Source organism: Citrobacter sp. A316 (assembly GCF_002042945.1).
In the GTDB taxonomy this organism is placed as follows: domain Bacteria; phylum Pseudomonadota; class Gammaproteobacteria; order Enterobacterales; family Enterobacteriaceae; genus Citrobacter; species Citrobacter portucalensis.
Map to the genome: position 1 here is coordinate 1 of NZ_MVFZ01000036.1, position 16216 is coordinate 16216.

Below are 16216 nucleotides of genomic sequence, written 5' to 3' on the forward strand. Positions count from 1 at the left end.
GCTTCCCAGTCCGTCAGGTATGGATAGTAGATATAGATATAGCCCCTGCGCATCGCACGCAGCGCATAGTGATAATTTTCACTTTCTGCCGGATAAGACGACGCTCCTGGTTTTGCCCACGCCGGCAGTGCTTCCTGAATATATTCAGGAACCACCGCATAGCGTACGGGCAGTAATGCCGGTCCCTGTGACATACAGTCACATTTATGATTTTTCATCCCTGTTCTCCTGCATATTCGAACTGTAAATCGCTTAATTAATGATCTGCGCGAATTTCATTCCATTGCTGTTCTGTGACATGGGAGATGATTTGAGTAAAATTTCTCTTCTCACTTAGGCTGCTTATTTCAAGCAATTTTTTAATAAAACTATGGTTATAAAACTCTGGAGCAATATTAATTGAACACTCTCCCCACTTAATAAGATCTTCTTCATCAGAAAAAGCGCACAACCCGGCTCTTTTAAGTGACTGCTGCAATAGTTTAAACACTGCTGATTCCGTGAAACGTTTACTGCTCAAATGCGCCAAGCGATAATTACAGATAATCCTATTTTTTATACCTATAAAATTCATATCATGCCAATTATCAGCACTCAGCGAGAGCGTATATGAAAGCCGAGGTTGATTGTCAGTCTGATTTATTTTATTAATAAACTGCCCATCGCCATCAATAAAACTCCACACTTCAACTGGTCCTAGCAAACGTTGTTGTTGCCAATCATCCAGAATAGATAAAAGAGAGATCATAATTGCAGGGTCATAATACCGAAGCAAAACATCTTTACCATCACGCTGTTGGATAGCGACTTTTCCCAGGTAGGCAGCGAGATTTATAATATCTTCTGCACAAGTAAGCCAACCACAAATCATCCTACCCTTACCCAGCAGTATCTCATTAGGTTCGATCTCTTTCAGGGCTTGCATAATACTTTCATGTAGTATTTTACAATCCTCAGGTAAAGATAAATCCAGTGATACCAAACATGGCTCAAATTCTGAGGTTAGATAACGATTAGCAACTGGCACCCTCACAACCCCTCTATCTATTATTTGGTTGTAGAATGATGAATCTTGATTCCTCAACCTTATAATTGCAGCATCAATCATTAATATGCAATTTCTATTTAGAGTTCTAAAACGATTAAATATTTCCTCACCAATATAATCCCCCTGATTTTGCATTGCCTGTAAGGAGTAATCATAAGTTATTAAAGATTCCTTCATTATTGGCCCTCCATCAACCCAGCGTGACTGTAGGGCTTTGTGTACCACCCGCAGCATCAATGGCAGTGGCGCAAGGGTCCGGTAGCTCTATGCTGGCGTTCAATATTGCAGGCGCCATTTTTTGAATTCCAATACTCTTTACGCGAACGTTGCCAGGTGCCCCTACTTCTATTTCACCATCTTTAAGCCTGATATATGCTCCACCACAACTGAGCACTAACTCTGTCGCTGCGGTAATGATCACCTGCTCATCCTTGCTGGCTATACTTAGCGTTTTTTTTGCCAGCAGATCCATTGCATCTCCCTGCGCCTGAATTTCCACTTTTCCTTTGCTGGCGAAAATCTTAATCCCCATCCACTGAGCGAAAAGACTTATTGTTTCTTTCACACTAAGGCGGAATTTTTTAGCGACACTGACATCTGTGTCCGCTCCAGAGGTCACAATGACATTCTCACCTGATGAAAGTTGGATACTGGCGGGAGTTACCTGCGCTATACCAGCAGGGGCAGAGAAAAGTAAAGCCTGTTTCTTGAGATCTGTCATAGACTCCATCAACAATGCTTTTTGCCTCTCTATATCAGCCAGTTCTGCTTTCGCTTTTTCTGCCGCAGAGCGAATACCTTTCGCATCCTGAAGCGCAGCTTGTAAGTTAGCTACTGCTTCATGCATATCTAACTGCAAACCTCCAGCCAGTTCCTGACGATCGGCACTGATAAAGATCCCCTTCCCAGCCCGAATAGCTCCCCACTGGTCTGTACGCAGTTCAAATCCCTCTCCCCGCAGCGCACGCCCCGCATCCACGTTATGCCCCAGATTAAGCTGCGTCTTCCCGCCATACTCGGTACTGAGTTTGACGTGCTCCTCACCCCGTTTGTCCTCCATGCGCAGCTTGTTGTTCGCCGGTGTGCGGATGACGTTGCGGGTGTGGTTTGCCTGTGTCACGTGGTCCGGATGCCGGGAGTCATGCAACGCATGCGCTATATAGGGCCGGTCCGGGTCCCCTTCATGGAACGCCACCGCCACTTCTGTGCCCTGTATTAGCGGGAAGTGAATACCATAAGTGTCGCCGCCGTAGGGTTTGGCAAGGCGCAGCAGCATGCTCTCGTAACCCTGCTGTTTGCTGTCCTGGTCTGCATCAAACTTCACCCGGTACAGCCCCTCCGCCGTCTGATGCGCGTAGATATCCCCGCTTTTCGGGCTGCTGACCCGCGCCGTCAGCGTGCCGCTGACCTTCGGTCTTGCCTTCAGCGCCGGACGCCAGCACTGCGTCTCACTGTACGGCACCGCCGCCAGCGTCACCCTCAGCGCATCCTTCCTGCTGCCGCTGAACCCCGCCCGGACCACCACCACCGGCTGCTGCAGCACGTCCGGCAGCGTCGACGGCACGCTGCTGTCCGTTATCGTCAGCACCTGTCCCGGACGTAACCCCGCATCCGTGCTGGCACCCGTTATCAGCGTCTGCTCCGCCAGAAAACGCTCGTGGTCCAGTCGCGCCCAGAAGTTCCCGGTTTCCGGCGCCGGATCGAATGCATCCCCGGTTTCAAGATGGCGCGGTTTATAGTGATATACCTCGCCATAGCGCATTTCCTCGCCTTCGCCGCCGGTGATATCCGCCCTCGCCGACTGCAGCACCCTCTGCGCTTCGCGGTGGTTATAGTCTTTTGTGGTCACTCCCGCCGGTGCCACCCGGTGCAGAATGTTCAGTCCCCAGACGGAGTCCGCCCCGCTGTCGCTCATTCCTGACGGGCTGTTCAGCGCCAGCCGTTTATCAAACTCATAGGCGCTCTGCTGGTCTGCAAAATGCACCACTTCCATCCGGGTATCCGGCTGCAGCGTGAAGAAGTAAAATATCCCCACTTCCGCCAGCAGACGCTCAATAAACGCCAGGTCGCTCTCCTGATACTGATTTATCTGTTCACGCTTCGGATAAGTCTGCGTCAGCGTGAATTCATACTCCCAGCCATGCAAGGCGTGCTCCTGCAGGATTTCACCCACCACTTCCGGGACCGATTTATTAATAAAAAAGCGGTGCGTACGGAACTGTTTATCCAGCAGGGAGAGATAAGGCTCAATGATGATTTCATAGCTGACCTGGTCGCGCGACCCCGTCAGACGCCGGAAATGGGTCACCACGCCGTGGACGAACTTGACGGGCAGAGCATGCAGTAATTCCCCGCCTTTCATGGTCAGCAATGCCGGCTGGTTCAGGAACACACCGGCTGTCAGCTCTGAAGCACTGCAGGTAAAAAGGACTGAATAATGGTAACGGACGCTTAACTGCTCCAGTCCCTCAAAACGCTCCACATCCAGTTTATGCGGGCATGAAGGGATCGTTAAGCTGTAGCGGTTAAGCGTAGGCCCTGATGTTGTTAGTTTCATATTCATAGCGTTAACTCCGTTTAATAAATAGAATCCCATCTAACATGCTTAATTAGTACATCAAAATTCATTAACGTCTGGGGTTAATAAAACATCTCAGCACTCACACTCATTATCCACCCAGCCGTTTTTTCTCAAGTGCAGCGTGAATTTCTCTAGCACGTTCTAAAGAATAAAAAGTCACTCTTTCTACAAATAAATCTTTGTTATAAGTAAACGATATAGCGATATTTTGATCTGGAATTGGTAATGTGTAAACTTCTGTCACTCCTATATAGATAGTCATAATTATTTCCGCATCAGCATAAATAATAGGCAATCCAAAACGTTTTCGTACCCACTGCTGACTCATCACTGGTTCCAAGCCAAATGGCATCGGATTGGGAAATACCCAGTCTGTTTTACCTTTATCCTCTAACCTTAAAGTTATTTCGGTTAATATCTTCTTCGAATCATTCATGAAAACTAAAAGCATCCCTTCTCGTTTCATATTTAATTCGGCCTCACCATCATCAATAGGACCATAAGGCTTTATTTATAATAAATCAAACCTTGGCTATAAATTTCTCGATACGGTTTACCAAGTCGCTGTACTAATGTCCCCACATCAATATTCATCTAATATAACCCCGTTTGTCGGTTTAGTTCGTGCAGTCTGACTCTGATCTCTTCGAGCTTTTCATTACTCACTCCATAGTCATTCTTGAGACATTCTGCGTTAGCATCCCAGTTGGCATTAACCGCGGCTTGCAGATTAATTGCGTCCAGTTCCTTTTGTGTTATCACATCACCACTTTTCATATCAACCTGCCGATTATTTCTCCCGCTATCCTGGCTGGAAAAGTGTACTACGTATCGATACAGCGAACTCATTTCCTCTGTACCATTAAAGTTAATAACATCCAGTACCGATTTACATGAAGGGATATACAATTGATAGCGATTTAGCGTATTTTCAGATATAAATGACACCCCACCGTCAAGTGATTCATCCATTCACATATATTTATCCCCTGTAATATTATAAAGAGTCACTTCCAGAACAAAACCTACCTTCAACGCATTGTTTTTATTAAACTGACCAAATCTTTTTTCTTGTTAGTGACAATGAAAAAAGTAAATCGACGATTATCATTTGATATCCAAAGTTCTTCTCTTCCATTATCACTATAATCATAAAGATGAAAACCAAGACCTGTTAGATAATTACGAACAATTCCTACATCACCACCGCGAAAAATAATAAGATTTGTTTCCCGTGTACTTCCATCAGGAGAAATATATTCAAAGCGATAATTATTTGATATCCTTGGAGTCTGCTTGATATCAACATCAGTATAGAAATAGTAGTCAAAAAGATCGCTTTCCCGATATTCTAATTTATCTGGCCAGGGTATTAACAGCGGTGACAAGAAAATCAAAACAATCATCACCAGTATTATTTTATAGTAGCTCATTACCATTCACCTCGACAAAAATTAATAATAACCGCCATCCACGGTGATAATTTCTACCCGATCAGAAGTGAAATCACTCCACGGTTGCACCCATGTCATAAATGAAGGCAGCTGCCCTTTATAGGGTTTATGGACAGCACAGTTATCCTTGGGGGCTGGAAACAGTAATGGTAAAAATCCTTTATTCTTATAATTGCCTATCGGCCCATAATAATCCCATCTACTCAGGGCCGGCTCTTTACTGACAAGCCTCAGTCTTGACTGATAGTCTGAAGGAAGGATTGCCCGGTAGAAACCTAAAAGATCGGAGGTAAGATCCTCACCGCTAAATCCACTGTCGGTATACCAACTAAAATACCAATTAGATTGCAAACTTTCAAACAAGCGTGCCGTCGTCATCATCATGGCTAACGCAACGCTGTTTTTCTCACATGCAGATAAACCTTGTTTGATACGCCACTTAACAAACTTTCCTGTACCAAACTGGCGATGATATACAAACATCTTTTGGCTATAGGTGACATCATAATAACCATCACGGCTTGATTCATCTCGTTTTATATCTGACAGTAGTTTTTTAATATCACTTCCCTGTGCATGGCCTATATCTATCCATCCCAATATTTCGCTGTAAACAAGCCCTGTTTTACGATCCAATGTCCACTCGGAAGGTTCAATAATATCGTTACGTTTACTCATCATTAAACTCCAGAGTCATTCGCTCTTCATAACTCAAACTCAATACTACTGATGAAACGGACTGAATAATGGTAGAGAACGCTTAACTGCTCCAGTCCCTCAAAACGCAACACATCCAGTGCATACGGGCATGAAGGGATCGTTAAGCTGTAGCGGTTAAGCTTAGGCCCTGATGTTGTTAGTTCCATATTCATAGAGTTAACTCTATTTAATAAACTATATTTACGCGCTTATAAAATCATAATAAAAACTGATCGGCACAGTTTCCCATTAAATAAAAAATTACAGATAATCATCCCAATTACTACGCACATGAGGCCAGCCAAATTTCATCACAAAATACCCTAAAACGATCAATAAAAAATTCCCCATGCCCCATAAATATCTAAACCCATCGTCAGAAATGAAGAAAAACCAAATAGAAAAGGCAATACCAAACATGCACAAGATATTACCTAGCAGATATGAAAAATAATACATTAAATATATAGCTACTTCTCTAAACTTCCCAAACCGTCCAGAAAACATTGGCAAACCTCATTAAAAAACACTTCATTTGCATTGTGAAGTTCAATTGCTTTTTCAAAAGGTGAAACAAGATCTTCTATCAGAAAATAAAGCAAATCCAGATCCCCCATATCTTTCAATTTCTGATAATTACCCGGACTCCTTGCAGCCAGATAGCGAGATGTATAGATTGCTCTGGATACTTCCGCTCCCAACGTAAGAAGCGAGCCTATAAGAGCACCTGAAAAAAATGCTGTGACTAACCGATTAGAAATAACAGCCCCAATTTTAACGCCGGTTAGTTCTGAGAAAATTATCCTTCCAGCACTACTCCCAACAATTTTCTCCGTCATTAAAGCAACGTCCAGTCGCGAAGAGAAATCACTAATAAAGATATCAATAACCTGACCTATCAACTCCTTATTTAGCTTTGCTTTATTAAGAAGTCTGGCAAACCTGTATTTATCATCTTCATTCGTTCTGCGATGTTCTGTATCCATAAAATCGTAGGCCAGATATCCCATACTCACAGGAAATGATATAAGCCCTTTAGCCAAAGCAGCTATAAACCCAGAATCATCAACGTTAATAGCTTCGAGCATATCTTTTGCAAGATCTTTAGCGCCATCCATATTTAGTCCTTTAGCGCAAAGCATATCCCGATACAAAGTAAAACCCAGCGCTAGAATTATCACTGGGTTTTATTTTTCACTCGCTATCAATTATCAGTTCAATTCCCTCTTCATCATTCCAACTTAAAGTGAGTTGCTGAGGTTTTTGCTGCCGGGAAAGATACGTTAACAACTGCTGGCTAAGCACCGGCAAGATTTGTTGGTTGAGCAGACTATCAATATTCCTTGCCCCCGTATCCGGTAGCAGGCAAGCGGCGGTCAGGGCATCAAAAAGGTTCTCGGATATCGTTGTGGTGATGCCGTAATGACGCAGTAATCGCTGGCTAACCTGATCCAGTTTCATTTGTACAATCGTACGTAACGCCGGTTCACTGAGCGGATGGTAGATAATCGTCTGGAAGCGGGCCAGTAGCGCTGGCTGAAAATGGTCGCGCAAAAGTGGGCGCAGCAGCTCGTGCAGCTCAGACTCGGTGGCTTCCGGCTGTTCTTCCAGCAGTTGCATCACTGCGTCGCCGCCAAGATTGGAGGTCATCAAAATAACAGTGTTGCGAAAATCAATTTCACGACCTTCGCCGTCACGCATGAAACCACGGTCAAATACCTGGTAAAACAGGTTCATGACGTCGCGATGCGCTTTTTCTACTTCATCCAACAGTACCACGCTATAGGGGCGTTTTCGCACCGCTTCGGTCAGGATCCCTCCCTGACCATAACCCACGTATCCCGGAGGTGAGCCCTTTAGCTGGCTCACGGTGTGCGGCTCCTGATATTCTGACAAATTAATTGTGATCAGCGATTTTTCACCGCCAAACAGAATGTCAGCCAGGGCCAGCGCCGTCTCCGTTTTCCCGGTTCCACTCGGCCCGGTAAGCAAAAACACACCCTGTGGGCCGTTTTCCGGCGTAAGTCCTGTTTTTGATGCCCGCAACCGCTGTGCGATAGTATTCAGCGCGTAATCCTGGCCGACAACCCGATTTCCCATCTGGGTTTCAAGCGTCAGTAATTCTGTCTGGGAGTCCTTCATTAATGAAGACAAAGGTACACCGGTCCAGTCGGCAATCACCGTAGCCACGGTGCGCGCGTCTACATCCGGAAACAGTAGCGGATGGCCCTGCTGAAGCACACTAAGCTGCTGCTGCAATTCAACCGTTTCCGCCTGACGAGAAATATCACGGCGGCTGGCCAGCAGTTGCTCTATGAACGCTAATTCCTGACCATACTGAGTTTCGCGTTCATCCAACTCGACAAGCAGAAGATTTTCACGCTGTTCAATGCTGGACAGCCTTTCACCATGCTGACCATTTCCTACGGAGATATCTTCAAGTAGTGCCTGTTTTTCTATTTCAAGCGCGGTGATCTCTGACTTCAAACGCGTGAGGGTTTCAGGAACAGTGTCAAGACTCATCCGCACTCTTGCACCTGCGGTGTCCAGCAGGTCAACGGCTTTGTCAGGTAATTGTCGCCCGGTAAGATAGCGACGAGAGAGCTTAACAGCGGTTCTAACCGCTTCGTCGGTGATGTGAACGCCATGGTGTTCTGCATAGCGTGATTTCAGACCACGCAGCATTAAGCAGGCAGCGTCATCATCCGGCTCATCCACTTTAACCATCTGAAAACGCCGCTCCAGCGCAGCATCACGCTCAAAATACTGTTTATATTCGCTCCATGTGGTCGCCGCAATAGTTCGTAATTCACCTCTGGCCAGAGCGGGTTTTAGCAGATTAGCTGCGTCAGCGCCTCCCGCCTGATTACCGGCCCCAATGATGGTGTGTGCTTCATCGATAAAAAGCAGAACAGGCGTTGGCGATTGTTGAACGGCATCAATGATATTTTTCAACCGCTGCTCAAACTCACCTTTCACCCCTGCGCCTGCCTGTAACAGCCCAAGATCCAGCGTGCGTAATGTTACTGATTTCAGGCTATCCGGCACGTTACCTTCAGCAATACGCAACGCCAGTCCTTCCACCAGAGCGGTCTTGCCGACGCCGGGTTCCCCGACAAGAATGGGGTTGTTTTTTCGCCGACGGGACAGCACATCCACCATTTGTCGAATTTCATTATCGCGACCAAATACCGGGTCGATATCGCCGGTACGCGCTTTCGCGGTCACGTCTAGCGTAAATTTATCGAGCACGCCTTGTAATGCTGGCGACAACGTCGACTGGGCCTGGTCCGGACGCGGTTCATCATTAGGGGAAACCTTCACCAGAGCGGCTTCTTGCTGTCTTTCAGGACGTTCATCCGACTGGGAATTTAATAGCGGCAGGAGTCGTTCCAGTTGAGTATGTCCGGCGCTCAGAAGCGGCCACAGACCGTCACACTTCAGTAGCGAAGGCTTTCCTACCAGTGCCATCAGCAGATGCACACCACGTATCTGCGAATTTTCATCCGTTGCGGCACACAGCCACGCTTGTTGGATTAATGAGAGGAGCGCATCAGACAACTGCGGACGGCTTTTCACGGAACGAGGCTGAACATCCAGATGTGCCAGCAGCGACTGCCAAAGATTATCGATATCCCATTCATAACGACGAGCAATGACAGTAATATCGCCTTCGCCCTGCTCCAACAACTTCAGTAACCAGTGTTCGGGAGTAATTTCTGCATGCGCGCGCGTCTGACACAATGATGCCGCTGCTTCAAGCGCCTGAGCACAATAGGGGTTTAGACGTCGTAATAGCACTGCTGAATGGTGTTCCATTTGCTTCCTGACTCCCTGTATTCAGGCACGCTACCGCCCGTAGCCGTAATCCAATGCCCATAAGGTAATAGTGATGTTGATACTCTCTGCTTAACCCCCGCCCCGGACGCTCAGCAGAAGGCATAAAAAAACGGATGAGGAAATCCTCATCCGTTAGTGCATTACGCGGTAGTACGCTCGTTCCAGGCGTCAGAATGGATAATGTTGCCATCCTTATACGTCCAGACGATCTTCTCGTAGCGCAGTTCAATTTGTTCCAGGTGGTTATGCTTCTCTTTAGCGGGATCTTTGATGTCGTACATCACAGGGTTTACTTTCACCACTTTCACGTTGTGCAAAGTGGTGTTGAAGTATTCCACTTCCTGACCCGCGTCATTGATGCGATACCATTTGAACTCTGCCTGGCGCAGGGTCTGACCGGTGGTTACAGCCTTGTACAGATACGGGCTGGAGGCATCGATTTCCTTAGTGAAAAGGAACGGGGTATGGATGCGAGTACCGGTCAACTTACCGGTATTGTTATCGGTAGGGATGTACAGGTTATGTTCCTGAGCCACCACTTCGATACTGCCTACACGGTCTTTTACGTCAACAGAACCTTTAATATCCGCGCCGCCATCATCTTTCAGCCAAAGGTAGACTGGAATTGCCATAACTCTTTCTCCATTTTTACTTCGCTAATGCGTCACCACCTTGCGGTGACGGTTCCTTCATGCCCGGCAGCCGACAGGCATCTGCCTGCGGCACCAGACTGATCTCTACACGGCGGTTGGCAGCCCGCCCCTCCGGCGTATCGTTGTTTTTGTAGGGGCGTAATTCGCCGTAGCCCTGTACGGCAAAACAGCTCTCCGCGACATCACCGGTGTCTCGCATCCAGTCACGAACAGATTCCGCGCGTTTAAGAGAGAGCAACTGATTAGATTTATCGTCACCCACATCATCGGTATGCCCGGCGATGACTATCAGCCACCCGGGTTTGGCTTTGATATTGACCAAAGCCCCAATGAGTACTTTTGTTGAACCCGCTTTTAGCGCCCACTTACCCGTATCAAACAGCGACATACTGTCGAGACGTACAGTTTGCGGGGCAGTCGCTTTCGGTTTTTCGGGTGACCACCAGCCACTTATGGCAACCTGCAAAGGGGGGATCAATCTCATCCCCTGATACAATCCCATTGAAAGAGAAAGGGGTTCGCCACGCTGGTACCAGCGATCAAGCAGTTGCGCATCACGACGAAGTTGATCCTGGGCCTGAATCTTTGGCTCGGCAGGATTACCGCTAAGTTGGCGGTATAGCGTCAGGTGATCGTTTGTGATCCTGATGAGATGTTGGTTATTGATAAAGCTGCATGCCATCGCCATTCCGATGAAAATGCCGCATAGCAGACCACTGATGCCCACCGTCCGTTGAAATGCTGTCAGCGCCCGACCGCGGGATAAGAATGGCAACGCTAAATCTGGAAAAGGCAGCAGTGGGGGCGCTGCTGACGACGCAGGGGAAAGCGTTGTTTGAGCAATGATATGCCGTTGCCAGAGGTTATTTTCGCAGACCGCTGATGAGGTGAAACATACAACCCGTAATGCAAAGAAAACAGGCAGAGCATGGTGTTCAGTATCGCCTTGTACCTTCTTCAGCCAGCCCAGTAAATTATCTAACCACACCGCATGTGTAAGATGAAAATGGCGGGCTGGGCTCTCTTGCGAAGAGAAAGGAGCAAAGTCGTCTAATCCCGTAGCCGACTGCACTTCTGCATCCTGAGGGGTTCGAATAAACCAGCGTACAGCCTCATTGCATTGAGGAGAATTCAACCAACAGCACAACCAAAACGGCGGTACACCTGATAACCAACGCCGACTCTGGGTCACCACACGCCGCCAACTGAGCAGTATGTGCTTAAGCGCATCTTCATCAGTATGCCGTTCCGGAGTTAATGCCAGCATTACGGAGACGCGCATAAGAAGCCCTGGACGCTGAGCAGCTATCTGACGAACCAGAGCAATGTAATGCTCCGGGGACTGGACAGATAAATACCAGCCCTGCGAGCTCTCGCAAGAACCGCTGCGTCCGGCAAACAAGGGGTCATTATCGCCACACACCAGAACAACTGGCCCACTGAAATTCTCCGGAGGCAGCGGAACTTCATGATCGGAACGCGCTGATCTCAACTGGCCATATTGACGCCAGCCATAAACGATCCCTGGAATGGAAAACAGTAAAATAAAGACGGTCAGGCCGCCCCGGACACCCGCACTTAACGGACTGAATCCCCAAACCAGCAACAAAGCCAGCACAGCTGCCAGCACATAGTTAACGATCCCTCGCAACTGAGCCATGTCTTAACTCTGCCCAATAAGCTGAGCAACCAGCCCTTGTAAGACATGAGAAAATGTTAACCATAAAGCCCCCAACGCCACCGCGCCGACAATCCATGCCTGCCACCAGCGACGCTTACCGCCAGAGAAACCGGACGCCTGCATGATTACAGGCGCATCGTGCTTTAACTTAAAAGGCTTCGCCTGAGTCGCCAGCGCCTCAAGAACATCTTCACGACGTTCGTCACCTTGCTCACGATAGCGCCCCACAAAACCGAGCGTGATTGCGCGATAAAAGCAGGTTATTACGGCGGTATCAGGAACGGGCTCATGCAGTACAGACCGGATGCGTTCCCAAAGCTCTTCCCCTGCGTTGGTGGTATTGAAATAACGGGCCTGTAAGGGTGTCGCAAGCCAGGTGATATAACCGCTATCCTGCCGGTTGCGGTTCAACACGCTCTCATCCAGTAACGCACATTGTGTGTAAAGCATATGTTCAACGCTGTGTTCGCTGTATCCCATACCACGCAATGCCTCACGCGCAGATTCAACCCATTGGCTGGCCCGACGATAGAGAACAGCTCCGTCGTCGACTTCTGCCCCGTCACGTAGCTGGCTGACAGCAAGCCAGGTTGGCCAGAAAACCTGATCAATATCCTTATTCATTTATTTCAATCCCTTAATACTGCAAACAGCTCAAGTTGAATCTCTCCCAGCGTTCCCGGCACATAGAAAGCGCAATTACCAGCGTCCAACATGGCCTGGGCTGCTGGATGATCAATCTCAAGAGCAAAGTATTGATTTTCAAGTCGTAACGGGATGGCTGCGGGTACATGCGTCAACGGTTTTAATGGAATACCGCTGAGTGCCACATTGACGACATCTGACACATCCGCCCGGCTGCCTGCTTTACAGAGCTGTGGAAATTGCGCCAGGAGGACATGTGCAGGAAGACCCGAGCGAACGGACAGGTAAAAATCAGCACCTTCACGCAGTCGGGCATCCGACAGAGCGCCATACCAGAACTGTCGCTCCTGCGTCAGTTCAATAGCGACAACACGAGATGGCAGGCTGGCTTCCAGCAGTTCCACCAGCAGTGCAAACAGCGGCGGGAATACCTGCTGCGGATTTGCATGCTGATATGGAGGTACAACGCTGACATCGTTCTCTAACGAGAAGGTCAGCAGGCTGCCCGCTAACCGCGCCAGCTCACGCCACAAAAGTTCGGGGTGACGGCCTGGATTTTGCAGCATTTCTTTCAGAACAGGCTCCGAGCTATTAAGCGCATTCAGCAGCCAAAACAACGAAACATCTGCTACTGCAAAATCCGCCATTCGTTCGTTGCTTTCTCGGCGCAAGGCCATCAGGCGGCGACAACGAGCCTGGATACGATGCACCAAATCACTGAGCGAATTGATTAATAAGGGGCTAGCTGAGAGTGAAAGCGATGGGGGTAAAAAATCACGTCCCAGTTCCCACTGCCCCTGAGCATTACGAATAAGGCAAGCTATCGGACAAGTCAGGTAAGCGCTGTTATCGTCATGGGCATACCGGAGGGTGATAGCATGCCGCAGCACTGCCATATCAGTCCGTTCCTGACCGGAGAGATCCTGAACCGGCAGCCATTCCTGCTGCCAACGACACGGACGGCTGACACCATTGCCTGATGAAAGATTACCGCCATTAGCTGAAAGTAGCGGCAATGCCAGCACGATATCAACGCTGCTGTAGCCAGTAAGATGCGATAAATCACACGCTGGAGGCAGGTTATCTGAAATACCTGTGTCCACTAACGTACCGTCAGGAAAGCGCACAACCAGATTAACGGGATTCAAACGGGAAACCGTTAGCGCACTTTCATCAAACTCCGCGCTGATGACTCCCCACGGTGATGAAAGTGACATGTGAGCAACAACGTCAGCAACGTAAGCATCCCAACGTGTCTGTTGCTGAAACTGTTGGGGAGCCAGAAAAGCCCCCTCGCTCCATAACGGACGATAGATCTTCATCGCACCTCCTGTGCATTACGCCGTTAAGATTTCGACTTAGGCATCTGTGAAACTAACGACAAGCTGACATCCATACCTTCAACCTGGAAATGCGGGATCGCGTACAGGCGCACACGGAAGAAACCAGGGTTATCCTCAATGTCCTCCACCACAACACGCCCATCACGAAGCGGGTGTGAAGCCTGCAAATCATCGCCAGGATCGGTCATTTCGGTTACCAGACTGCGTAACCAGTTGTTTAGTTCAAGCTCAAGCAGGCGGCGATCTTTGGTCGTACCAATGTTTTCTCGCTGCAAGATTTTCAGGTAATGAGCAATACGAGAAAGCAAGAAAATATACGGCAAACGTGAGTTAATCCGGCTGTTAGCTGTTGCTTCCGGGGTATCAAACTGCGCAGGTTTTTGTGCCGAGTTAGCAGAGAAGAAGCAGGCGTAATCACGATTCTTATAATAAGAAAGCGGAATAAAACCGAGGTTGGCGAATTCAAATTCACGAGTTTCAGGGATCATCACTTCAGACGGGATTTTCACCTGATTACCCGTCCCCAGATCGTACAAATGGATAGGCAAATCTTTTACCGCGCCACCTGCCTGTGGTCCACGGATCTGAACGCACCAACCATTCTTGATAAAACTTTTCACCATATTCACAGCGAAAGAGAAAGATGCGCTGGTCCACAGATATTTTTCGTGATCCGGGCCCTTAACTTCTTCGACATAGTTAAAGCTGCGCACAGGAATGGTATCAGGGCCGTACGGCAAACGCCCCAGTACACGCGGCATAGTTAATCCGATATAGCGTGAATCATCACTATCACGAAATGCTTTCCATTTGATGTATTCAGCACGTTCGAAATAATCATTGATATCTTTTATGGCTGCGACCTCTTCCATATTTTCTTTCAGGAAGAATTTCGGCCCAACTGAACCAATAAATGGCATATGGCAGGCTGCCGATACGCCAGAAATATTGCGCAGCAGCGCGATATCCTGCGGGCTGTTATCAAATTCGTACGCCGAAATCATTGCCGCAATAGGTTCGCCACCAGGCTGGTCATATTCTTCAATATAAACATGACGATATAACCCACTCTGAATAAGTTCCGGCGCGTCGTCAAAATCATCACGCAGCGCATCCTTACTGACATCCATCATTTCGACACGGACATTTCGGCGAAAATCAATGCCAGAGATCATTGAATGCAAACCACGCCAGAGCGATTCTTGTTTTTGAAATTCAGCATGATGCATAACTTCATTAACCTGATCGCTAATCTGCTTATCCAAACGAGCAATCTGCTCATCGAGTAACGTTTTATCCAGGCGTTCTACGTGTTGTGCGGCATCCGCCAGACATGAGACCAGAACCTGAATAGCAGCGGTCACACGCTCAGCCGGAGCAGCATCTGAAAGCGCTTCATCACTCTGCCACGCATCTACATTTTTTAATGACGCGACGGGGGAAAGATTAATTTTTTCAAAGAGGGACTGATAAACACTGCGTTCACTGGTCGTGGTGGTCGCGGCTGAAGAGGTATGTTCCTGAACAGACATCAACATATTCCTTTTATGTTCCTTTACTATTCCTGCCGATTTAGCGGAGGAAACCCTGTAGAGCGTTAAATCTCTTCTGGCATCATAGTTGCCAGCTCATTACGCAATTCCTGACTCAGGGCTGGATCCTTAAGGATTGTTTCCAGCTCGCGACGAAAAGCAGCGTTATCGAGTAAGTTAGATTTCAGGTCACGTAGTAAGTTACGCATAGCCAACAGAACACGTAATTGTGGGATATTTCGTGCGACCTGTTCAGGTTCAAAATCGCGGATATTCTTAAAGGTAAGGTTAATATCGTCCTTTCTGTCATCATCAGCTAACGTATTTTTAACACTCAAATTAACCATTGGTGAAAACTTGGTCAATACATCATTAAAATTATTTTTATTAATATCTATCTTTTCGCGCTCAGATAATGGGCGTTGCTCTCTGCCATTACTGAAATCACCGACAGTCAGTAGTTTCAAAGGCAATTCAACTTTCTTTTGAACACCTCCGGTGTGTAAATCTAACTTAATATTAACGCGTGCCGTTGGCACTTCATTCTGAAAACTGTCACCCATATGTCCCTCTCAGACCGGCGACTCCTGCCGGTATATTGTATTTCCTAACGGAGCACGTTCCAATCGCTCAACATGTTTCTTACAACGTCATTTCTGCAGGCAGTCAACAATGGCTGTTAATGACAATTAACCATTATAATTATCACGCTAATGCAATCCGATATATTCCATAGATAA

The 16216-nt window shown here is 47.6% G+C and carries 14 protein-coding genes and 1 pseudogene; all 15 read right to left on the minus strand.

Translation table 11 applies throughout. The annotated features are described in order from the left end of the window. Window positions 1-218 (minus strand): toxin VasX (locus BZK41_RS26330; RefSeq protein ID WP_216350690.1); only part of this gene is annotated, 218 nt, incomplete at its 3' end. A 38-nt stretch (window positions 219-256) separates the two neighbouring features. Then, window positions 257-1225 carry a DUF4123 domain-containing protein gene (locus tag BZK41_RS26335; protein ID WP_079940122.1) on the minus strand — a complete coding sequence of 323 codons (969 nt, stop codon included), beginning with the start codon at window positions 1223-1225 and terminating at the stop codon, window positions 257-259. A gap of 13 nt (window positions 1226-1238) precedes the next feature. Then, window positions 1239-3611, minus strand: coding sequence for a type VI secretion system Vgr family protein (gene vgrG, locus BZK41_RS26340; protein ID WP_079940123.1), 2373 nt, complete (start codon window positions 3609-3611; stop codon window positions 1239-1241). A 106-nt stretch (window positions 3612-3717) separates the two neighbouring features. Then, a pseudogene (locus BZK41_RS26345) lies at window positions 3718-4223 on the minus strand (DUF6392 family protein). Further along, complete coding sequence (locus tag BZK41_RS27435) at window positions 4224-4601, minus strand: hypothetical protein (RefSeq protein ID WP_216350691.1); 378 nt, start codon at window positions 4599-4601, stop codon at window positions 4224-4226. Window positions 4602-4660: 59 nt separating this feature from the next. Beyond that, a complete protein-coding gene (locus tag BZK41_RS26355; protein WP_079940124.1) occupies window positions 4661-5062 on the minus strand; it encodes a hypothetical protein in 402 nt (133 codons plus the stop codon). A gap of 21 nt (window positions 5063-5083) precedes the next feature. Continuing rightward, entirely contained in the window at window positions 5084-5761 is a 678-nt protein-coding gene (locus tag BZK41_RS26360) for a hypothetical protein (protein ID WP_079940125.1), read from the minus strand. 491 nt (window positions 5762-6252) lie between these two features. Continuing rightward, window positions 6253-6900: a hypothetical protein gene (locus BZK41_RS26370; RefSeq protein ID WP_048225511.1), complete on the minus strand. Its 648-nt coding sequence runs from the start codon at window positions 6898-6900 to the stop codon at window positions 6253-6255. A 76-nt stretch (window positions 6901-6976) separates the two neighbouring features. Continuing rightward, a complete protein-coding gene (gene tssH / locus BZK41_RS26375) occupies window positions 6977-9601 on the minus strand; it encodes a type VI secretion system ATPase TssH (protein ID WP_079940126.1) in 2625 nt (874 codons plus the stop codon). 161 nt (window positions 9602-9762) lie between these two features. Beyond that, window positions 9763-10254, minus strand: coding sequence for a type VI secretion system tube protein TssD (tssD, locus tag BZK41_RS26380; RefSeq protein ID WP_003024437.1), 492 nt, complete (start codon window positions 10252-10254; stop codon window positions 9763-9765). 16 nt (window positions 10255-10270) lie between these two features. After that, a complete protein-coding gene (locus BZK41_RS26385; RefSeq protein ID WP_079940127.1) occupies window positions 10271-11935 on the minus strand; it encodes an OmpA family protein in 1665 nt (554 codons plus the stop codon). A gap of 3 nt (window positions 11936-11938) precedes the next feature. Further along, window positions 11939-12580: a type VI secretion system protein TssL, short form gene (gene tssL, locus BZK41_RS26390; protein ID WP_079940128.1), complete on the minus strand. Its 642-nt coding sequence runs from the start codon at window positions 12578-12580 to the stop codon at window positions 11939-11941. A 5-nt stretch (window positions 12581-12585) separates the two neighbouring features. Beyond that, on the minus strand, window positions 12586-13923 hold the full coding sequence (gene tssK, locus BZK41_RS26395; RefSeq protein WP_079940129.1) for a type VI secretion system baseplate subunit TssK: 1338 nt from the start codon (window positions 13921-13923) through the stop codon (window positions 12586-12588). Between the two features lie 23 nt (window positions 13924-13946). Further along, the gene (gene tssC / locus BZK41_RS26400; RefSeq protein WP_079940130.1) at window positions 13947-15476 is read right to left on the minus strand and encodes a type VI secretion system contractile sheath large subunit; all 1530 of its coding nucleotides are present in this window, start codon (window positions 15474-15476) and stop codon (window positions 13947-13949) included. Window positions 15477-15541: 65 nt separating this feature from the next. Continuing rightward, complete coding sequence (gene tssB, locus BZK41_RS26405; RefSeq protein WP_079940131.1) at window positions 15542-16039, minus strand: type VI secretion system contractile sheath small subunit; 498 nt, start codon at window positions 16037-16039, stop codon at window positions 15542-15544. Window positions 16040-16216: the final 177 nt, after the last annotated feature.